General features: G+C 70.1%; 20 protein-coding genes and 1 riboswitch. Of the genes, 5 read left to right on the top strand and 15 right to left on the bottom strand.

Annotation, left to right across the window (positions count from 1 at the left end; translation table 11 throughout):
• Positions 1–143: 143 nt before the first annotated feature.
• From cobJ to RQI43_RS03505, 10 genes are read right to left on the bottom strand one after another with little or no spacing between them, the layout of a single operon-like run.
• Complete coding sequence (gene cobJ / locus RQI43_RS03550; RefSeq protein ID WP_311274227.1) at positions 144–899, bottom strand: precorrin-3B C(17)-methyltransferase; 756 nt, start codon at positions 897–899, stop codon at positions 144–146.
• Positions 896–1,687 (bottom strand): precorrin-2 C(20)-methyltransferase, encoded by a 792-nt coding sequence (locus tag RQI43_RS03545; RefSeq protein ID WP_311274226.1) that lies wholly within the window; start codon positions 1,685–1,687, stop codon positions 896–898. The genes cobJ and RQI43_RS03545 overlap by 4 nt, the downstream gene beginning before the upstream one ends.
• The gene (locus tag RQI43_RS03540; protein WP_056254407.1) at positions 1,687–2,319 is read right to left on the bottom strand and encodes a precorrin-8X methylmutase; all 633 of its coding nucleotides are present in this window, start codon (positions 2,317–2,319) and stop codon (positions 1,687–1,689) included. Before RQI43_RS03540 ends, RQI43_RS03545 begins: the two co-directional genes overlap by 1 nt.
• A complete protein-coding gene (locus RQI43_RS03535; RefSeq protein ID WP_311274225.1) occupies positions 2,316–3,644 on the bottom strand; it encodes a hypothetical protein in 1,329 nt (442 codons plus the stop codon). Before RQI43_RS03535 ends, RQI43_RS03540 begins: the two co-directional genes overlap by 4 nt.
• Complete coding sequence (gene cobN, locus RQI43_RS03530; protein ID WP_311274224.1) at positions 3,641–7,135, bottom strand: cobaltochelatase subunit CobN; 3,495 nt, start codon at positions 7,133–7,135, stop codon at positions 3,641–3,643. The genes RQI43_RS03535 and cobN overlap by 4 nt, the downstream gene beginning before the upstream one ends.
• A gap of 13 nt (positions 7,136–7,148) precedes the next feature.
• Complete coding sequence (locus tag RQI43_RS03525) at positions 7,149–8,081, bottom strand: DUF4349 domain-containing protein (protein WP_405030545.1); 933 nt, start codon at positions 8,079–8,081, stop codon at positions 7,149–7,151.
• Positions 8,078–9,112, bottom strand: a complete 1,035-nt coding sequence (cobW, locus tag RQI43_RS03520) for a cobalamin biosynthesis protein CobW (RefSeq protein ID WP_311274222.1) — start codon at positions 9,110–9,112, stop codon at positions 8,078–8,080. The genes RQI43_RS03525 and cobW overlap by 4 nt, the downstream gene beginning before the upstream one ends.
• The gene (locus RQI43_RS03515; protein ID WP_311274221.1) at positions 9,109–9,531 is read right to left on the bottom strand and encodes a DUF1636 domain-containing protein; all 423 of its coding nucleotides are present in this window, start codon (positions 9,529–9,531) and stop codon (positions 9,109–9,111) included. The genes cobW and RQI43_RS03515 overlap by 4 nt, the downstream gene beginning before the upstream one ends.
• Positions 9,524–10,318 (bottom strand): CbtA family protein, encoded by a 795-nt coding sequence (locus RQI43_RS03510; protein WP_311274220.1) that lies wholly within the window; start codon positions 10,316–10,318, stop codon positions 9,524–9,526. Before RQI43_RS03510 ends, RQI43_RS03515 begins: the two co-directional genes overlap by 8 nt.
• A 30-nt stretch (positions 10,319–10,348) precedes the next feature.
• Positions 10,349–10,525, bottom strand: a complete 177-nt coding sequence (locus tag RQI43_RS03505) for a CbtB-domain containing protein (RefSeq protein WP_207410167.1) — start codon at positions 10,523–10,525, stop codon at positions 10,349–10,351.
• Between the two features lie 53 nt (positions 10,526–10,578).
• Positions 10,579–10,773, bottom strand: a riboswitch (cobalamin riboswitch).
• A 106-nt stretch (positions 10,774–10,879) separates the two neighbouring features.
• On the opposite strand from RQI43_RS03505, the gene cobU reads away from it, so the two are divergent.
• Positions 10,880–11,392 carry a bifunctional adenosylcobinamide kinase/adenosylcobinamide-phosphate guanylyltransferase gene (cobU, locus tag RQI43_RS03500; RefSeq protein ID WP_311274219.1) on the top strand — a complete coding sequence of 171 codons (513 nt, stop codon included), beginning with the start codon at positions 10,880–10,882 and terminating at the stop codon, positions 11,390–11,392.
• Complete coding sequence (cobO, locus tag RQI43_RS03495) at positions 11,389–12,009, top strand: cob(I)yrinic acid a,c-diamide adenosyltransferase (protein WP_311274218.1); 621 nt, start codon at positions 11,389–11,391, stop codon at positions 12,007–12,009. The genes cobU and cobO overlap by 4 nt, the downstream gene beginning before the upstream one ends.
• 13 nt (positions 12,010–12,022) lie before the next feature.
• On the opposite strand, the gene RQI43_RS03490 is transcribed toward cobO, so the two are convergent.
• Both RQI43_RS03490 and RQI43_RS03485 read right to left on the bottom strand, forming a co-directional pair.
• Positions 12,023–12,673, bottom strand: coding sequence for a hypothetical protein (locus RQI43_RS03490; protein WP_311274217.1), 651 nt, complete (start codon positions 12,671–12,673; stop codon positions 12,023–12,025).
• Positions 12,670–13,083, bottom strand: a complete 414-nt coding sequence (locus RQI43_RS03485) for a RusA family crossover junction endodeoxyribonuclease (RefSeq protein ID WP_311274216.1) — start codon at positions 13,081–13,083, stop codon at positions 12,670–12,672. The genes RQI43_RS03490 and RQI43_RS03485 overlap by 4 nt, the downstream gene beginning before the upstream one ends.
• Positions 13,084–13,174: 91 nt before the next feature.
• On the opposite strand from RQI43_RS03485, the gene RQI43_RS03480 reads away from it, so the two are divergent.
• Both RQI43_RS03480 and RQI43_RS03475 read left to right on the top strand, forming a co-directional pair.
• Positions 13,175–13,897, top strand: a complete 723-nt coding sequence (locus RQI43_RS03480) for a hypothetical protein (RefSeq protein ID WP_244477878.1) — start codon at positions 13,175–13,177, stop codon at positions 13,895–13,897.
• 57 nt (positions 13,898–13,954) lie between these two features.
• Positions 13,955–15,415 (top strand): cobyric acid synthase, encoded by a 1,461-nt coding sequence (locus tag RQI43_RS03475; RefSeq protein WP_311274215.1) that lies wholly within the window; start codon positions 13,955–13,957, stop codon positions 15,413–15,415.
• Positions 15,416–15,697: 282 nt separating this feature from the next.
• On the opposite strand, the gene RQI43_RS03470 is transcribed toward RQI43_RS03475, so the two are convergent.
• Both RQI43_RS03470 and cbiB read right to left on the bottom strand, forming a co-directional pair.
• Positions 15,698–16,741, bottom strand: coding sequence for a DUF3616 domain-containing protein (locus RQI43_RS03470; protein WP_311274214.1), 1,044 nt, complete (start codon positions 16,739–16,741; stop codon positions 15,698–15,700).
• A 58-nt stretch (positions 16,742–16,799) separates the two neighbouring features.
• Complete coding sequence (gene cbiB, locus RQI43_RS03465; protein WP_311274213.1) at positions 16,800–17,801, bottom strand: adenosylcobinamide-phosphate synthase CbiB; 1,002 nt, start codon at positions 17,799–17,801, stop codon at positions 16,800–16,802.
• Between the two features lie 51 nt (positions 17,802–17,852).
• On the opposite strand from cbiB, the gene cobD reads away from it, so the two are divergent.
• Positions 17,853–18,872: a threonine-phosphate decarboxylase CobD gene (gene cobD / locus RQI43_RS03460; protein ID WP_311274212.1), complete on the top strand. Its 1,020-nt coding sequence runs from the start codon at positions 17,853–17,855 to the stop codon at positions 18,870–18,872.
• Here the strand turns inward: cobD and RQI43_RS03455 are convergent, their stop codons facing one another.
• Positions 18,873–20,060 (bottom strand): MFS transporter, encoded by a 1,188-nt coding sequence (locus RQI43_RS03455; RefSeq protein WP_056431923.1) that lies wholly within the window; start codon positions 20,058–20,060, stop codon positions 18,873–18,875.
• Positions 20,061–20,109: the final 49 nt, after the last annotated feature.

The following is a 20,109-nucleotide window of genomic DNA, read 5'->3' as shown; positions in this document are numbered from 1 at the left end:
CCCTCCGCGGGGGAAGGTGGCCCGCGTAGCGGGTCGGATGAGGGGAAATCCATTTCCGGAGAGGTCGCACCCTCTCCCGCCTGCTCCGCAGGCACCCTCCCCCGCAAAGGGGGGAGGGTCTCCGTGTGGCCGACGTCCCGCCCTCACGCCGGCACGCTGCGCGGGGTGTAGACGAAGGGCGTCGCGTCACCGCGTGGGATCAGCCGGGTGCTGGAAGCGCCGATGATCACCATCGTCGCCATATCCGCCTTGGTCTCACGCGCCTGCGCCAGGGTGAGGATCCGGATCGCCTCGTCCGGGCGGGAGACCGCGCGGGCGAAGATGACCGGCGTCTCCGGTGCGCGGTGCTCGGCCGCCAGACCGAGGGCAGCCCCGAGCTGCCAGGGTCGGGCCGACGAGATCGGGTTGTAGAGCGAGATCACGAAATCGGCCCGCAGCACCGCCTCGAGCCGCGCGGTGATGACCTCCCAGGGCTTGAGGTTGTCGGACAGCGACATCGCGCAGAAATCGCCGCCGAGGGGCGCACCGAGGCGGGCGGCGGCGGCCAGCATCGCCGTGATACCGGGCTCGACCGTGATGGCGAGGTGGCGCCAGGCCGGGTCGCCGGTCTCCACCGCCTCGAAGATAGCCGCCGCCATGGCGAAGACCCCTGGATCGCCGCCGGACACCACAGCGACCCGGCGGCCGGAAGCGGCGAGCCGGAGCGCATGGCCGGCACGGTCGATCTCGACGCGGTTGTCGGTGGCGTGTTTCGTCAGCCCCGGACGATCGGGCACACGGGCGACGTAGGGGATGTAGCCGATGAGGTCCTGCGCCTGCGCCAGGGCCTCGCTCGCCGCCTGGGTGAGGAGACGTGGATCGCCCGGCCCGAGGCCGACGACCGTGACGGAGCCGGTCACGGGCGGCGCCCCTCGCCGGGGACCAGGACCATCGAGAAATAGGGGGCGTCGTCGTCCGGCTTCTCGGCCAGCGCGATCACTTTCTCGCCGGCCATGGTGCCGCGTTCCACATAGACCGCGCGGTCGAGGAGGCCGGTCTCGGCCAAAGCACGGCGCACCTTCGGCAGGTGGCGGCCGAGCTTCATGATGACGGCGGCGTCGGTGATGCGCAGGCGCTCCACCAGGGCGTCATGGCCCAGCGTCGCGGGCAGAATGGTCAGCACGTCGTCGCCCCAGGTGATCGGGGTTCCGGCCCTGGTCCAGCAGCCGGACATGCCGGTGACGCCGGGTACGACTTCCACCGGGAAACGGTCCTTCAGGCGCCGCCACAGATGCATGAACGAGCCGTAGAAGAACGGGTCGCCCTCCGACAGGATCGCGACGTCGCGCCCGGCCCTGAGATGGTCGGCGATCCGCGTCGCCGCATCGTCGTAGAAGGACGCGAGGGCGGAGACGTACTCGCCATGCTCGGGCGGAAGCTCGGTGGTGTAGGGATAGACCAGGGGCATCTCGCGGGCCGGATCGCGCATCACCGCGTCGGCGATAGTGCGGGAATTGCCGCGCCGGCCCTTCTTGCAGAAATGCACCAGGACCGGCGCCTCGGCCAGGAGCTTCATGGCGCGGACGGTGAGATAATCCGGGTCGCCCGGCCCCATCCCGACGCCGTAGAGCGTGCCGGTGGTGACCTGTCGCGGGATCTCGGTGACGTCCGCTGGCTCGGCGGGGGGAAGCCGCTCGCTCGAATCCATCACTCGATCTCGTTGGCGAGGGCGTTGATCGCGGAGGCGGTCATGGCGCTGCCGCCGCGCCTTCCATGAACGACGATGAAGGGCACCCGACCGTCGCGGGCAAGGGCCTCCTTCGATTCGGCGGCACCCACGAAGCCCACCGGGATGCCGATGACCGCCGCCGGCGGGGCGACGCCTTCATCGAGCAGTTCGAGCAGCCGGAACAGGGCGGTCGGCGCGTTGCCGACGGCGACGATGCTGCCGGGAAGATGCTCGCGCCAGAGTTCCATGGCGGCGGCCGTGCGGGTCGTGTTCATCTCGGCGGCGAGGCCGGGCACGCGAGGGTCGGTCAGGGTGCAGATCACCCGGTTGTCGGCGGGAAGGCGCGAGCGGGTGACACCGTCGGCGACCATGCGCACATCGCACAGGATCGGTGCTCCGGCTTTGAGCGCGGCCTCGCCGCTGGCGGCGAAATCCTCGGAGGCTTCCACGTCCTTGGGCAGGTCGGTCATGCCGCAGGCATGGATCATCCGCACGACGACGCGTTCGGCGGTGCCGGAGAAGCGGGCGAGGTCGGCCTCGGCGCGGATCATGGCGAAGGATCGGGCGTAGATCGCCTGTCCGTCGCGCAGATAGTCGAGGCGCGAACTCATGGGGATGTCCTGAAAGCGTGGGCGAGGGTGTCGGGATAGGCCGGATCGGCCCTCCTTACGCGCTCCAGCGCCGCGTCGAAAGTGAGGAGGGTCGCCGGCAATGCATCGGGCCGGCCGTCGAGGACGATGCCATAGAGGCCATTGCGTCCGACCAGGGTGAGCGAGGCGGCGGCAGGATGGGCACAGCCCTTGGCGCAGCCGGAGACATGGGCCGACAGGCCTCGCGCCGAGAAAGCCTCGAAAGCGTTGGCCAGCCGTGCCGCGTCGATAAGCGTCGTCGTCGAGCCGGAAGCGCAGGCCGGCGCTCCCGGACAGGCGGCAACCGCCCGCCTCGGATCGTCCGGCTCCGTCAAGAAGCCTGCCGCCGCGAGGATGGGTCGCACCGCCTCCGCCGCCGCCGCGTTGGGGGCAACGAGCAGAAACCCCCTCGTCGGCGAGAGCCGCAGGGGCTCCATGCCGAGAATTTCGGTTGCATCGGCGAGGGAATCCAGGGCGTCCGCCGTGCAGCGGCCGAAGGGCGCGTCGAGCAGGATGCCGACGGGCGAAGCTTCGCTAGGGTGGGACACGTGCTCCCCGCGAGCGATGGGAAGATGTGAGTTCAGGGCAAGTAGGCCAGGACGCGGCAGCGATGCGCCAGGAGGAGGCGTTGCGGAGCGCAGGCCGAGGCCGAGCGCCAGGCCGCTCCTTTCCAAAGAGGATAGATCCCGCATCCGGCGCTGACCGCTCCCGGCGAGCCGGCGCAAGGCGGCGTCGAGGACAGAATGCACGCCGTCGGCCGGGACATGCCACCAAGCCGCGTCGCCTCCGAGCTGCAACGCCAAGCCCTCCGCCGTGGCGATGAGATGGCAATCCGGCTGGGCCCCGCCGAGGCAGGCGCCGCACTCCGCCGCCTCGACGGCGACCAGCGCCTTGGGCGGCAGGCCCGGGATCGCCAACCCGATGGCCTCGATCGCCCCGGCCAGGGTCGGAATGTCGATGGCCGTCGCTTCGAGGCCGGCGAGCGGCGCGGTCAGGGTGAGCCGCTGTGGCCCACCGTCGCTACGTACATCGTCGAGCGCGGCCGCGCCGAGGGCCTCCGCTAGGCCGCAGCGGGTAGCCTCGGTGACGCCCCGGACCTGCAAATTAGCCCGCGCCGTCACGTCGATATGGCCGTTGCCGAAGCGGCGCGCGCCTTCCGCCACCGCCCGCGCCTGCGCCGGCGTAAGGATGCCCAGTGGTGGATGCACGCGGGCAAGCAGCCCATCCCCTGTCGGCATCGGCCGGGCGAGGCTCGGGCACCAGCCCCGGCGTGCAGGCTCCGGAGAGACGCGGCGCGGCGCGCTCATTCGGCCGCCTCCGGCATCAGCTCGTCGGCCGCCATGGCGTTGCGGCGGGTGGTCCAGAGGCCGCGCCGGCGCGCTTCGTCGAACCGTTCGAGGATGGCGCGGGCGGCATCGGGATTGGCCGCGCGCAGGGCATCGAACGTATCGAGATCGGCGATCATCGCCCCGTAGAGCCGGTCGAGATCGGCGTCCGGGATGGCGTCCGTGGCGGCGGCGAGGACGAAGACCGCATCGATCCCCTGTGCCAGTTCCTGGGCACCGCGATAGCCGTGGCGCAGCTGCGCCGCGATCCAGCGCGGGTTCGCGAGTTTGGCCCGGATGAGGCGCGCCGCATCCTCGCGGGCGGTGCGTGCCTTGGGCTTTTCCGGGTCGGCAACGTCGAGGCTGTAGAGTGCCGGAGCGCGCCCGCCGAGCGCGGCGGCGGCGGAGAACCCTCCCATGGCATCGGCCGCGGCGTCACCGTCGAGGAGGTCCCGTTCGGCGACATCGAAGGCGTGGACATAGGCGTCGGCCTGCGCGACGCGGGTGGCGAAGCCCGCATCGGCCATGTCCTCGGTCCCGCCATAGGCGTGCGAGGTGGCGTCGAGATAGGCTTGGCCCAGATCGGCGCGGCTTTGCCAAGCCCCGTCGAGGGCGAGTTCGCCGGCGCCCGCGCCGTAGCGGCCGGGTGCTGCGCCGTAGACACGGGCGGGAGCCTCGCCCCGGCGGCGCGCGGCGGCAAGGGGGTTCTCGTCGTCCTCCTCGTCGCGCTCGGCGACGGCAGATGCCGCGCGGGCGAGGAGGGAGAGGGTTTCGGGAAAGGTGTCGCGAAACGCGCCCGAGATACGCAGGGTCACGTCGATGCGCGGCCGGTCGAGGAGGGCGAGCGGCATCACCTCGAATCCGGTGACGCGGGTCGAGGCATGGTCCCAGGTCGGGCGCACGCCCATGAGCGCGAGAGCATGCGCCACGTCCTCGCCGCCGGTGCGGAGGGTCGGAGAGGCCCAGAGATCCATGACGATGCGGGCCGGGTAGTCGCCCTCGTCCTGCAGGTAGCGCCGGACCACCGCATCGGCGGCTTTCGAGCCGAGCAGCGTGGCGGCCCGCGTCGGCAGGCTGCGCGGATCCAGCGTAGTGAGGTTGCGCCCCGTGGGCATCACGTCGGTCCGCCCGCGAGAGGGCGAACCGGCGGGGCCTGGGGGAACGAAGCGTCCGTCGAGGGCCGCGAGCAGTCCCTCGCGCTCGGCGGCCGCGCAGGCTCTCACAGGGGCCGGCGCGTCGTCCGGTGCCGATCCGAACACGTGGAGCCCGTCGCGGGTAGTGACCTCACCGAGGTCGCACAGATGCGCGTCGAGGGCGGTGAGCGCGTCGGCCATGGGAGTGTCGGCGTCGATCCCGGCGCCCGAGAGAAGGCCGGCATCGGCCGCATCGTCGAGGATCGCGCGGGCGATGATCTCGGCCCGCCGCGGATCGAGCACACTGGCCGAGGAATATTCCTCCACGAGTTCACGCAGCCGTGCGGCCTCCGGGGTCAGGCCGGCGCATTCGGTCTGGGGCGTGAGGTGGCCAAGGGCGATGCCGCCGAGCCGGCGTTTCACGGGGGCCGCCTCGCCGGGATCGTCGACGATGAAGGGGTAGATCACGGGCAGATGCCCGATCGCCCGCGCCGGCCAGCAGGCCGGCGACAGGGCCACCGCCTTGCCCGGCAACCATTCGGTGGTGCCGTGGGTGCCGAGATGGATCAGGGCGTCGAACCCTTCCCGCAATCCGAGATGGAAGGCGAGATAGGCATGGGTCGGCGGCTCGTCGGGGTCGTGATAGCCGGCCTTGCGATCCGCGGCCCGGCCACGGTCGGGCTGAAGGAAGACGGCGAGACCGGCGCTTCGTTCTTGGTCGTCCCCACCACCGACCTCATCCTGAGGTGCCAGCGCATAGCGCTGGCCTCGAAGGAGGCCTCCAGGACCCTTTACGGAGACTGGAGGTTTCCTTCGAGGCCGCTGACGCGGCGCCTCAGGATGAGGTCGAGCGTCGGACGGAGAACTGTCGAGCACCATCGGGAAGCGGAACGCCCCGTCGATGCAGACCGGGTCGGCTTCCGGCTTGCCCCACCGTCGATCGAGCGTGTCGCGCTCGTCCGGTGACAGGGTGGTGAGCCAGTCGCGATAGGCCGCGAGCGATACCGCGAAGGTCGGCCCCTCCTTCGTGAGCGCGTGCATCAGAGCGTCCGGCTCCGGCAGGTGGCCTACCGCATAACCGGCCTGCCGCAGCGTCTCCGCGATGGTCCCCGCACTCGCCGGCGTGTCGAGCCCCACGGCGAAGCCGGCCCGGCCGCCCCGGGCGGGGTAGTCGGACAGGACCAGAGCGAGGCGACGCGCTGCACGCGGCCGGTGTTTCAGCGCCACCCAGGCGGAGGCGCGGTCGGCCAGGGCCGCGATGCCGGCCGGGAAGGGAACGGCGCGGCGCTCGCTGAACCCATCGAGTTCCGGCCCGTCCTCCTTGAACGAGATCGGGAAGCCGGAAAGCCGGCCGTCGAATTCGGGAAGCGCCACCTGCATGGCGAGGTCGGCGGCGTTCATCCCTCGCGCCGAGGCCTCCCAGGCCTCCCGCGCGGCCCCGATCGTATAGGCCTGGAGGATGGGCGCATCAGCCCCATCCAGGACGAAGCCGGCATCCTCCCGCGCGGAGAAGGCCGTCGCCGCGATGACGATGTCCGGGCTGCGCGCGGCCAGAGCCTCCCGCACGGCATCGAGGGCGAGCGCGTCCTTGAGGCTTGCGACCGCGAGGGTGGCGGCTCCGATGCCGCGCTCACCCAACGCGCTGATGAGTTCGGCCACCGGCCGGGTGTCGCCGCCGAGCACAGCTGAGCGATAGACCAGGATCAGCGCGAGGGGGCGGTTCTGCCCAGCTGCGGCGAGGGCGGTCTCGTGTGCGACCGGTCCGCAACCCGGACACCAGGCGAAGCCGCGCGGCAGGGCGACCGGCGGCAGCGCTTCGACCGCGTTCCCGATCTCGCGGGAGAGGCGCCGGATCATCCGGCGCAGGTTGTCGGACCCGCCCGCGCGGCAATAGCCCTCGAGTGTCTCCACCAGTTCGGGAGCCACCGTCGAGAAGGCGGTGAGGCGGGGATCGGGCTTGTCGCAGCCCGGAATCACGGCGAGCTTCACGCCGTTCGCGCGAGCCGCAGCGGCGGCGCGCTCGACGCCGTAGCGCCAGTAATCGAGGCCACCGAGGCAGCGGATGACCACGAATTTCGACCGCGCGATCACGTTGTCTACGTAGAGATCGACGGACATCGGATGGCGCAGCCGCGCCAGTTTGGCGAGGCGGAGCGTCGGGACGTCGACTGCCGACGGGTCCCGTGCCGCCGCCTCCCGCTCGGCCGCATGCGCGCCGGCCATGCCGGAGAGGTCGGAATCGGTGAAGGACAGGAACACGATGTCGCCGGGCGCCTGGCCCAGATCGATGGCGGCTTCGCCTTCGTCGAGGGAGACCGTGTCGATTCGGATCAGATGCATGGGCGGCGCGCCGTCATGGCTGTGCCCTGGAGGACGTCCGCTCGGTCACGGCGCTTTGGCGACCGCGCCGGCGCCACAGCGCCCGAAGGAGAAGCACGCCGATCAGCACCAGCGGTAACCATGGCAGGCCGGCGACGACGAAACGCAAGGCCGATCCGGCGCTCTCGCCGAAGGTCTGGCCTGCCTGGGCCCAGGCTTCCTCCACGGGGGCGAGAGGCCCGGCCCTCGCCTCGTCGGAGCGTAGGGCGATGGAGACGAGCTCCGTGTCGACGCGCTGGTTCAGGCCGCGCTGCTTGGCATCGGCTTCCTCGATCTGCGACTGAACCTGCGCCAATTCCTGCGCGATGCGGATCAAATCCTCCACGCGCGGGTCGGGCCGTGCAGCGATCGCGTCGAGCCGGGCGCGATAGGCGGTGAGCTGGGCCAAGCGCCGGCCGCCATCCTCGATGGCGTCCGTCAGGTCGTCGGCACGCGTCGACTGGCTCCGGAGCACGACGTCACCCGTCGCCTCGCCGGGGAGGGGCGCCGTGACGAAGGCCATGAAGGGCGCGACGGACTCATGCGGCAGTCGGACCTGAACCTGCGCCTGCGGACGGCCCGCAGGCCTGCGGCCATCGTCGACGGACGCAGCGACGAGAACGCATTTCAGGGCTGCCTCGTTCAGGCAGCGGTCGCGCGCCGCCTCGAAATGCGCGTTCACCCGCTGGGGCGGTAACCCGATGGTCAGGTCGTGGGTATAGGCGAGCTTCGCATCGCTCGTCTGGGCCAGTGGGCGGGCCACCGGAGCGAGGCGTGCCATCGCCCGGCTGTCCGAGGCCTGAAACTCCGGTTTGGGTGGGCGTGAATCCGAGCAGCCACCGATCGCCGCGAGAGCCGCCAGGCCGGACGCGGCCACGAGGCCGCGGCACCCGTGAGCCAGGATCCGTCGGGCGGTCAACGCGCTCACCCCGCCAGGGCGGCTGCCACCGCCCCCTGGTCGAAACCCTTCAGCCCGATGACCACGAGCCGGCCGTCGCGGTTCTCGCTCGCCCGCCAGGGGCGGTCGTAATGATGGGCGATACGGGCACCGACGCCCTGGACCACGAGGCGCATCGGCTTGCCGGTGACCTCGGCGAAGCCCTTGATCCGCAGGACGCCGCTGGTCTCGGCGGCGCGGGCGACGCGGGAGGCCAGATCCTCGGCGCTCGCCGTGGCAGGCACGGCAATGGCCACGGAGTCGAAATCGTCGTGATCGTGGTCCTCGCCCTCGCCGTGATGGGAGGGGCGGGCGTCGAGATCGTCCTCGGCGGCGGCGCCGAGACCGAGGATCACGCGCGGATCGAGGCGGCCATGCTCGGCCTCGACCATCTTCACCGCGCGCGGCAGCTGGCGCTCCACCTCGGCGCGGACCTTGGCCTTGCCGGCGTCGTCGAGGAGGTCGGCCTTGTTCATCACCACGAGGTCGGCGCAGAGGAGCTGGTCCTCGAACACCTCTTCCAGCGGGTTGTCGTGATCGACGCTGGCATCGTCGGCCCGCTGGGCGGCGAGGGCTGCCGGATCGTCGGCGAAGAAGCCGGCAGCGACGGCCGGGCCGTCGATCACCGCGATCACCCCGTCCACGGTCACCCGCGAGCGGATCGCCGGCCAGTGGAAGGCCTGGACCAGGGGCTTCGGCAGAGCGAGGCCGGACGTCTCGATGAGGATGTGCTCCGGCGGGTCGGCGCGGTCGAGGAGCTTGTTCAGGGCGGGCACGAAATCGTCCGCCACGGTGCAGCAGATGCAGCCATTGGCCAGCTCCACGATGTCCTCGTCCTGGCAACCCTCGATGCCGCAGGCGGCCAGGAACGATCCGTCGAAGCCGATATCGCCGAACTCGTTGACGATGATGGCGAGCCGACGACCGCCGGCATTCTCCACGAGGTGACGGACGAGGGTCGTCTTCCCGGCTCCGAGGAAGCCGGTGACGATGGTGCAGGGGATCTTCTCGACGATGCTCATTCGGCGGCGTCCGGAATTCTGTCCGCGCGGGGCGGAGGAAACGGGGGAATGCGGGCGACGACGCCTTTGCGGAACGCCTCCGGCCGCGCCTTCCAGGGCACGATGCCGTCGGGCGTCTCCGCGTACAGGCCGATGCCCGCGAGGATGGTTCTGGCGGATTCGACCGGGTCGAGATCGCCGTAGACGTAGGTCCAGCGGCCCTCCGACGCCACGGCGACCGTGCAGGGGCGCTTGCAGACCGACAGGCACTCCACGCTCTCGACCGCGATGCCCTCGATGGCGGCTTCCGTCACCGCATCGCGCAGCGCCGAGACGAGGCGGGCCCCGGCACGGGGCTCGGATGTGTCGCCGGCCGTGCGGCAGGTGGCGCAGACATAGAGTACGACCGGTCTGCCGGCCTGGATGTCCTCGTCAGGCATGCGACGTCGTCGGGCTCTTGCGCCCGACGCTGTTCCAGGCCCAGCCGAAGGCGAGGCCGATCACCGCCCAGAACACGAAGGCGATGCCGAGCGACCGAGCGGCGAATTGGGCCGCGTAGCCCGGGGGCAGGGCGGAGGCAGTGTGGCTCGTCTCCGGAGCGCCTGCCAGATGCGGCGCGACGAGAAGCACGAGCCCTCCAGCGATGGCGATGGAGGAGCGGCGGATCGCGATGAGGTAGAGCCCCATGGCGGTGGCGGCCGCGGTCATGATCCACCAGAACTGGCGTTCGGCGAGCGGCGCCGCCTCCATGCCGGGCAGTTCAGGCGGCAGACCGAGGGCCGGGGCGAGGGCCACGGCGAGGAACCCCGCGATGGCGAATCGCAGGCCGGTTTCCGGGCTCGGCTCGCGCCCACAGGCAATGAGAGCCGCGCCCAGCAACAGGGCGTAGCCGACGCCGCCGACCAGGGTCGCGAGGGCGGTGAAGACCATCCGGGGAAGGCCGGGGCCGGGCTGCCAGGCCGGAGCGACCTCGCCGCCTTCGACACCGTCCGTCTTGCCGCCATGGTCCTTGCCGCCATGGTCGTGGCCCGAATGGACGGGCACGATGAGGGAGGCCGGGGAGACGCCGCGCGGCATCCATTGCGCGGCTGGCGCCGTGGCTTCGCCGCTCTCGTAACGCTCGGCCGCGATGATCAGCGGCGAGGTGAGGGCAAGCTGCAAGCCCGTGGCGACGACAGCCGCCAGGAAGCCGGCGACCAGGGCCGCCGACACGAGTCGGATCATCATGAAATCAGGTCCTGGCTGAGCGCTAGGCGGTCAGTGGCAGGGGAAATTCTGGGCGTGCCGGAAATCGTGGGCCGCGTTGTGCAGCGCCATCGCCGGGGCGAAGCCGGCCATGAAGACGAGCCCGAGGCCGAGGAAAGCGGCCATGAGCACTGCGCCGAGACGCTCGTTGCTGCGGGTGCCGGTGAGGGCGAGGGTGTTCGTGGTCATCGTGTCAGGTCTCCGGCCGCCCCGCCGGCGGCGTTCGAGGATAGAGCGGGAGGACAATGTCCCCTTCGGAAGGCAGGTCTCCTGGCTCGCGGGTCATCCGGTCCTGCCGCCTTCCCGGATCGCTCCGGTGGCCGATGGCAGGCCCGTCTCCGCTCACAGTTGCGGGGGCAGCTGCGGTTTCAGGCGCGAGCCCTCACCGCATTCCCTTTTCACCCCGTCGCCGGGGCACCGTCCGAACTTCGCTTCTACGCGCTCGCGCGACCGCTGACAACGCGCTGCCAAAGCGTTTTACCGGCTTTGACGGGGCAGGGCGGTTTCGCGCTAAAGGGAGCCATGCGGCAGCCTTCTCCAAGAATGACACTGGTCCTCGGCGGCGCGCGCTCGGGCAAGAGTCTGCACGCGGAGCGCCTCGTGGAAGCCCACCCGGCGCCGTGGCTCTACCTCGCCACCGCGCAGGCCTGGGACGACGAGATGCGGGAGCGCGTCGCCCTTCACCGGTCGCGCCGCTCGGCGGATTGGATCACCCGGGACGTGCCGATCGATCTGGCCGAGGCCGTCGCCGCGGCGAACGGGCCGGTGCTGGTCGATTGCCTGACCCTATGGCTTACCAACCTGATCCTGTCCGAGGCCGATATCGAGGCGGCGAGCGCCGCGCTGATCGAGGCCTGCGGTCGCGCGCCGGGGCCAGTGGTACTCGTTGGCAACGAGGTCGGTCTCGGCATCGTACCGGACAACGCGCTCGCCCGCCGCTTCCGCGACGCGGCCGGGCGCCTGCACCAGCGCCTCGCCGCGCGGGCCGACCATGTGGTGTTCATGGTGGCGGGACTGCCGATGATCGTGAAACCCCAACCCGGAGCGAGCGCATGAGCGTTTCAGACACGAGCGACCCGGAGGCCGAACGGCACCGTGAGAAGATGGAGAAGCGCAAGGCCGTCCAGGACGCCGAGGTCGCGGCCAAGACGATCGAGAAGGGCCTGCTCATCGTCAATACCGGCCCTGGCAAGGGCAAGACCACGGCCGGGCTCGGCCTCGTCCTGCGGGCGCTCGGCCATGGCTGGCGGGTTGGCGTGGTCCAGTTCATCAAGGGGGGGTGGGATACGGGCGAGAAGCACGCGCTGAAGGCTTTCGGCGACCGGATCGAATGGCATACGCTCGGCGAGGGCTTCACCTGGGAGACGCAGGACAAGGCCCGCGACATCGCGGCGGCCGAGCATGCCTGGGCCAAGGCCGAGGAGCTGATGGCCGACCCGACCATCCGCCTCGTCCTCCTCGACGAACTCAACATCGCCCTGCGCTACGATTATCTGCCCATCGACGCCGTGGTGGCGGCTTTCCGGGCGCGCCGGCCCGACCTCCACGTCATCGTCACCGGCCGCAACGCCAAGCCGGCCCTCATCCAGGCCGCCGACCTCGTCACCGAGATGGGCAGCGTGAAGCACCATTTCTCGGCCGGCGTGAAGGCGCAGGAGGGGATCGAGTTCTGACTGCTGGGCGCGGTCAGGCCACGCCGCCGACCGGCTGATTCTCGTGGAGGACGAGCTTCAGCGTAGCGACGAAATCCTCCAGGGCGGCGGGATCAAGGTCTCGCTGCAGGGCCCCGTGGGCGACGGCGTTGCGCAGGCTCGCCATGGGGCGAAGCCGATCCGCCTCGTCGGGCGTTACGATGCCTTCGCCCGCGAGCTGTTCGATCAGCCGTGCGGACGATTGAGATCGCGACAGGCGGTCCGGAATCAAGGCCCGCCCGATGGCTTCGAAGGTCGACCAGCCAAGCAGCAGAGCGGCCTCCATCTGGCCGGCTGCGATGAGAGCCTCGACCTTCGCGATCGTGCGGTCAATGATGTCGGGCGTCACGCCGTCGATGGCGGGTACGCCGCCGCCGGAGCGAGCGTAGTAGATCCGAAGTTCCCAATCGGCGACACCGAGGAACCGGTCAGCGACTCTTTCCTGGCTTCCCGATCGCGAGCCATCCCGCACGATCTCGATCGCGAGATTCTTGGGTTTTCCGAGCGCAATCGCGTCGGGAACGTAGTCGCCCATGAAGGATGGCAGAAGCTGGCGGGAAGGGTGAGTATAGACCTCGTAGCCGGCATCCATGAGTGTCGGGATGATGAGGTCGAGGACCGGCCGTTCTGGTTCCATGCCGCTCATGCCAGTTCCTCGAATGGATCGTCCGAGAGCCTTACGTATAGAATCGGCTTCTGTGCCGACAGGGCCGCCGCCAGGACGGGGCTCGGCTGCGTGAACGAAAACACCCGCTGCGGTTCGAACTTCTGGATGACCACCCGTTCGATCTGAGAATCATCCATGTAGATGTGCTGGTTGAGGGCATCGAGAACCAGTTTGACGATATTGTCCACATCGCCCTGCACGGAGCCGACGGGGAAGTAGAACAGCGTCACGGCGAGTTTACCCTCGCAGGCGAAGTGATTCTCGGGCAAGGAGCCGTCGCTTGCCGCTCGGACCTTCTGCTTCCATTGCGATTTGGAACTCGATCGGGCCGATTGGAACGAGACCGGTGTGCCGCTGACGAGGAACTCGATGGGAAAGATGAGCTCCACGAGAGATCGCCTAGCGTCGCGGGCTTCGGTCCCGCAACTTATGCACGGCTTCATCAACGTGTATAGGGTATCGCGGAATCTCCCTTGGGTTGTGTTCCGTCGCGGCTTCCGACGCTGCCTCGTTCCGCTCACGCTTCTTCTGTCCGGTGCCGGTGCGGCCTCCGCGGAGTCCATCACATCCTGGCCGGACACCTATCTCGCCCGCGTCGAGGCGCTGGCGGTGATGGAGGGGCTCAATGCGCGGCTCCTGGCGAGCCGCAGCGCCACCGCGACCCTCGAAGGCTGGTGCTTCGAGCACGGCATGGCGACGGACCCGCGGCTCACGGCGACCCTCCTGCGCGATGTGGACAAGCCCGCCTCGGAAGAGACGCGCCGCCGCCTCGCCGCCGGACCCGAAACCGTCCTGAAATATCGCCGGGTCCGGCTCGCCTGCGGGAATCACGTTCTGTCGGAGGCCGACAATTGGTACGTGCCGGAGCGACTGAACCCGGAGATGAACCGCCTGCTGGAGACGACCGATACACCCTTTGGCAGGGCGGTCCAGGCGCTGGGCACCACCCGCCAGACCATCGGGGCGGACCGTCTCTGGCAGCCTCTGCCGCCCGGTTGGGACCAAGCGGCCCCGCCCGATCCCGCCTGCGCGCCGCTCGCGATTCCGGACCGGCTGTTCAGCCATCGGGCCGTCCTGTTCACGGCCGAGCGGGTGCCGTTCTCGGAGGTCGTCGAGACCTACGCCTCCGCCATCCTCGATTTCCGCCGGGCCGCGCGGCCTCTCGATACCGCCTGCGTCGCCGGCCCGCCGTCGCGGCCCTGACGCGGTCGTGCTAGGGCTCGCCGACACCCCTCGGCACACCGGACGAGACCCGATCGCATGACCGCCCGCGCCTTCATGATCCAGGGCACCGGCTCGGATGTCGGTAAGTCGCTGATCGTGGCCGGCCTGTGCCGCGCCTTCACGCGGCGCGGCCTCGCCGTGCGGCCGTTCAAGCCGCAGAACATGTCCAACAACGCGGCCGTTACCGCCGATGGCGGCGAGATCGGCCGGGCCCAGGCGCTGCAGGCGCGGGCCTGCGGGGTGGCGCCCTCCATCCACATGAACCCGGTCCTGCTGAAGCCCCAGAGCGAGACCGGCTCGCAGGTGGTGGTGCAGGGCCGGATGGTCGGCACCGCGAAGGCGCGAGATTACCAGGCCTGGAAGCCGCGTCTCCTGGCCTCCGTGCTCGAAAGTTTTGATCATCTGAAGGGCCAGGCCGACCTCGTCATCGTGGAGGGCGCCGGCTCGGCCTCCGAGGTCAACCTGCGACGGGGCGACATCGCTAATATGGGCTTTGCGCGGGCCACCGACACGCCCGTGATCCTGCTCGGCGACATCGACCGGGGCGGCGTCATCGCCAGCCTCGTCGGCACCAAGGCGGTGATCGCGCCCGAGGATGCGGCGATGATCGTGGGCTTCCTCGTCAACCGGTTTCGCGGCGACCCGAGCCTGTTCGCTGACGGCATGGAGATCGTCGCCACGGCGACCGGCTGGCCCGCCCTCGGCCTCGTGCCGCATTTCCCTGAAGCCGCGCGCCTGCCCGCCGAGGATGCGCTGGGGCTCGCCGGTTCCGCCTCCTCCGGCCGGACGCGCATTCGCGTCGCGGTGCCGGTTCTCCCTCGCATCGCCAATTTCGACGACCTCGATCCGCTACGGGCGGAGCCGGAGGTGGAGGTCGTGCTGGTCCGGCCCGGCGAGGCGATTCCGGGCGACGTCGCCCTCGTCCTGCTGCCGGGCTCGAAGACCACGATCGACGATCTCGACGCCCTCCGTCGCGAGGGATGGGACATCGACATCCGCGCGCATCTGCGCCGGGGCGGCCATGTGCTCGGCCTCTGCGGCGGCTACCAGATGCTGGGCCGGACGTTGAGCGATCCGCACGGGATCGAGGGCGAGCCGCGCAGCGTCGCCGGGCTCGGCCTGCTCGACGTCGAGACGGTGATGACGCCGCTGAAGCGCCTCGAGGCGGTGAGCGGGCGGAGCCTCTCCGACGACCTGCCGTTCAGCGGCTACGAGATGCATGTGGGCGACACGGCCGGTGCGGACACGGTGACACCGCTGCTACGCTTCGCCGACGGACGGGTGGACGGTGCGGTCTCTGGCGACGGGCGGGTCTGCGGCACCTACGTTCACGGCCTCTTCGCCGACGACCGGCAGCGGGCCGCCTGGCTCGCGCGCCTGGGAGCGGCCTCCGACGGTCATTCCTACGAAGGCGAAGTCGAGCGTGTCCTCGATGCCCTCGCGCGACATGTCGAGGCGCATGTCGATTGCGACCGACTGTTCGCCTTGGCGCGCTAGCAGTTCCCCAACATAGGCTCGACCGATCGGGCTCCCGCGCAAGGCACGAGCCATGAGGAAGTAGCCCGAGACGCCGTCGCCGCCGGAGGTCGACGCGCCTCACTCGTGAGACGGGGCCGAGCTCCTGGCTGCCCACCGTGGTGCTGCCTGGGCCCGCGCTCAAACTCGCCTGTGGGGCGAGCTCGATAGTCGCGGTTGTGTCCGCCCTGTGCCGGGACGCCGTCCGCCGCAGCGTCGCCGCGCCGGTCGTCGCCCCACACGCCGCCTGAACGACAAAGGCTGTCAGGGAAGTTTGTATTCGAGCGGTCCGCCATCCTTGACGCTGTCGAACATCACCAGGATGCGCTTGTCGCCCAGCACCGCGACGCCCTCCGCCTTGGCGCCCTTTTCCGCCCCGGTGAGATGGCCGATCGGCTCTAGCTTCGCGTTGGTGGAGGCCCCGGCCGCGAACAGGCTGTAGGGCACGTCGGTCTGCCCCTGAGCCGGCCCGGTGAGGACGAGGAGCCGCCCGTCGGGCAGGATGGCGAGATCGCGGATCCCGGCCCCACGCCCGACCGTGAGGGGGATCACCTGAGGGGCGGCCTTGAGCGGCTCGTGCCCCTGCGCGAAGAGAGCCCCGACATCCGCCTCGACGATGAAGGTCTTGCCGTCATGGGACGGTGCGCGCAGCCCGGCGAACAGGCGTGTTCCATCGACGGCGACGCCCTCGATATTGAGGCCGTTGGGCGTAGCGTCGCCGTCATCGGTCTGGAGATCCTGCGTGTAGTAGGCGCTGACGGTCTCTGCCAGGCCGAGGGCGTCACCGAGGCGGTAGGTGGTCTCGACTGCACTCGCTCCCACCGGCTCGCCGGCCGCGTCGACCCTGATGCGCGCCAGCACGAAGGTGGAGAGCTTGAACTTCGCCTTGCCGCGCGAGCAGCCATGCGAACCGACCACGTAGAAATACGGGGCGGCATAGGCGACGCCTTCGCCGTCGAGATCGTCGAACTTGCCCTCGCCGCCCGAGCATCCGTTCTTCGAGGGCGGGGTTCCCAGCGTGTTCGGGCTCGGTCCACCGCCGACGAGGTCTATATCGGCGCCGGGCGTGATCGTGTGCCCGTCGATGGTGATGAATTGCGCGCCGGTATTCTCGTCGTTGACCACGAGGCAGCGGCGTTTGCCCTCCCGTGGGGGCATGCAGGCGATGCCGCTGATGTCCTTGGCGGGCTTGCCGTCCTTGCCCTTCAGGCCGGACGTCATCGTGTAGGGCGGATCGACGGGCACGAGGTCGTGCTGGCCACCCCCCGCTGCCAAGGCCGGCGCGGCGGCTCCGTGAAGGAAAAGCATCGCCAGAAGACCAGTCCGTGTCATTGCCGGGTGCCCCTTCGAATGTCGGTGATCGGAATTATAGAAAAACAGCTTTGAGTATCGATGCGCCAAGGACGACACATCCGAAAAGCAGCGCGCAGGCGATGCGATACAGGGCCAGCGCCCGCTCCACATCATGAGGGCCCGCCTCCGCCCGTCCGTCGCCCATCCAGGAATCGTCGACGATCTCGGAGCCGTACATACGCGGCCCCGCCAGCCTCAGGCCGAGCGCGCCCGCCATTGCGGCCTCGGGCCAGCCGGCATTGGGCGAGCGATGCCGGCCCGCATCGCACCGGATTGCCCGGTACGCACCGGCCGCGGAGGCGCCGGGATGGAGGAGGGCGGCCGCCGTGATCAGCCCCGCCGAGAGCCGAGAGGCCGGGAGGTTGACGAGATCGTCGAGGCGGGCCGAGGCCCAGCCATAGGATTCGTGGCGGGGCGTACGATGGCCGATCATGCTGTCGGCGGTGTTGATCGCCTTGTAGAGCGCCCCCCCCGGCAGGCCGCCGATCCCGATCCAGAACGCGGGCGCCACAATCCCGTCGGAGAAGTTTTCCGATAGGCTCTCGATGGCGGCGCGGCAGATGCCGGCTTCGTCGAGGCTCTCCGGGTTGCGCCCCACGATCATCGCGACTTCGCGCCGTCCGCCAGCCAGCCCCTCGGAGCGGAGCGCCGAGGAGACACGGCCGACATGATCGTGGAGGCTGCGCTGCGCCGGCAGGGACGCGCAGACGAGGCCGAGCAGGATCAGGGCAGACAGGTGACCGGACACGGCGGCCAGCACCGTCGCCCCGATCGATATCGCCCCGACGACCGCCAGGAGGGCGAGAAGGCCGACTATCCCGGCCGCGCGCCGTCTCGCCTCGCTGCCCGTATTGAGGGACCGGTCGAGCCGGGCGATCACCCAGCCGATCCAGGTGACAGGATGGCCCAGCGCCCTGTAGAGCCGGTCCGGATAGCCGGCCGCCGCCTCGATGGCGAGGGCGAGGCCCAACACCACGAGCGTATCCGGCGGATGGAAGACAGTGGTCCAGGTCATCGGTTCGCGGAGGGGATCCAGGCTGGTGGGCGGGAGCGCGACGGAGGCCCGATGAGCGGAAGCGAGGAGGCGGGCGGGGGGATTCTGCCCATCGCCCATGGCGGCGATCTCGACGCCGCCGGGGCGCTGTTCCCGCACGCCGAACAACCCTGGATCGACCTCTCCACCGGGATCAATCCGGTCCCGTATCCTTGTCCGCCGCTGGACGCCAGCACGTTCCGGCGGCTTCCTTCCCGTGCCGACCTCCACGCTCTGCTCTCCGCCGCCGCCCGCGCCTATGGCGTCGTCGATCCGGACCATCTGGTCGCGGCGCCCGGCACGCAGATCCTCATCGAGACGCTGCCTCGACTGAGGCCCCCTTCGCGGGTGGCCGTCATCGGCCCGACCTATGCCGAGCACGAGGCTGCCTGGCTCCGGGGCGGCCACGCAGTGGCGACGGTGACCGATCCGGCGCAGGCCGAGGAGGCGGACGTCGTCGTCGTGGTCAACCCCAACAATCCCGATGGTCGGACCTGGGAGGCCTCCACCCTCCTCGATCTCGCGGGACGCCTCGTACGGCGCGGCGGGTGGCTCGTCGTGGACGAGGCCTTCATCGATCTCGAAGAGGTCGAATCCGTTGCGCCGCGTGTGGGGCCGGGGCTGATCGTGCTGCGCTCCTTCGGCAAGACCTATGGCCTCGCCGGCATCCGTCTCGGCTTCGCCCTCACCGAATCTTTGCTCGCCCGGCGGATCGCGCAGGCGCTGGGACCCTGGGCGGTGCCGGGGCCGGCGCTCGCCATCGGCCGCGCTGCCTTGGCCGATACGGACTGGCTGCGCGAGGCCGCCCTTGCCCGCCATGCCGATTCGTCGCGTCTCGACCGGCTTCTGGCCTGCCGGGGAGGGCGTGTCGTCGGCGGCACCTGCCTGTTCCGCACGGCTGAGTTCGACGATGCGCCGGGCCTGTTCCGGCGCCTCGGCGAGGCGGGCATCTATGTCCGCCGGTTCGAGGCCAACCCGCGATGGCTACGTTTCGGCCTGCCGGCGGACAAGGGCGAATGGTGCCGCCTGTCCCGCGTGCTCAAACCCGCCTGATCAGGCGGGCTTCGACCGCGACCGGTCATTGATCGACACGAGAAGGCCCGCCCCCGAGAGGAGGGCGCCCACCGCGCAGACACCGGGCCACCCCGCCATGAGGAAGGCCTGCGAGCCGGCGAAGGCGCCCAGCGCCCCGAACACGAACATCACGGTGAACAGCACGGTGTTGATCCGGCCCCTGGCGCCTGGGACGAGGGCATAGGCCCGGGTCTGGTTGGCAATGAGCGCGCCGTTGATGCCGATATCGATGAGGAGCACGCCGATGGCGACTGCTACCAGCGAAACCTCTCCTCCCAGCCACAGAACCAGGAACGACGCGAGGACGAGCGCACCACCGGTGACGACCACCGGACGGGCGCCCTTCCGGTCGGTGTAGCGCCCGGAGAGGGGGGCGACGAAGGCGCCGCAGACCCCGATCACCCCGAACAGGCCGGCCCCGGCAGCGGTGAGATCGAAGGGCGGAGCTTCCACCAGCAGGGCCAGGGTCGCCCAGAACGCGTTGAAACTGGCGAACAACAATCCCTGCGAGAGGCTCGCATTGCGCAGGATCGGCTGCGTCTTCACCAGATGTAGGATCGACAGCATCAGCGCGCGGTAGCGCAGAGGCTTCGTCTGCTTGACCTTCGGGAGGGTCGTCGCTGCCACGAACGCGATGGCCAGGGCAACGACAGCAGCGGCGAAGAACACCGCACGCCAGCCGAAATGCGCGCCGACGAAGCCGCTCACCGTCCGGGCGAGGAGAATGCCGGTGAGGAGACCCGTCATCACCTGCCCGACCATCCGGCCGCGACTCTCATCCGGGGCGAGTTCGGCGGCGAAAGGCACCGCCTGCTGCGCCGCGGAGGAGAGGAATCCGATGAGGAGGCAGGCGACCGTCAGGAAGGCGAGGTTTGTTGCCAGGGCGGCGCCGAGCAGCGCCACGCTCAGGCCGAGCAACTGCGCCACGATCAGAGTCCGCCTCGGCCAGGCATCGCCCAGCGGGACGAGGCCGAGAATGCCGAGGCCGTAGCCCACGAGGCACGCGGTGGGAACGAGGAGGGCGGCGCGCTCGCCGAACTCGCTCACCAGAACCGCGAGGAGAGGCTGGTTGTAGTAGATGTTGGCGACGGCGCCCCCGGCGATCAGGGTCAGGCCGAAGCGCGCCTTGGCGGTGAAGCCGTGGCTGGAAGCGGTCTCGGGTTGCATGGTCAGGCGTGCACCGGAACGGTGCCGCCCGTCGCGCCAAGTCGATGAA

Source organism: Methylobacterium sp. WCS2018Hpa-22, from assembly GCF_031843785.1.
Taxonomy (GTDB): domain Bacteria; phylum Pseudomonadota; class Alphaproteobacteria; order Rhizobiales; family Beijerinckiaceae; genus Methylobacterium.
Note: the sequence above shows the minus strand (reverse complement) of the source record. Positions and strands in the feature narration are given on the sequence as shown.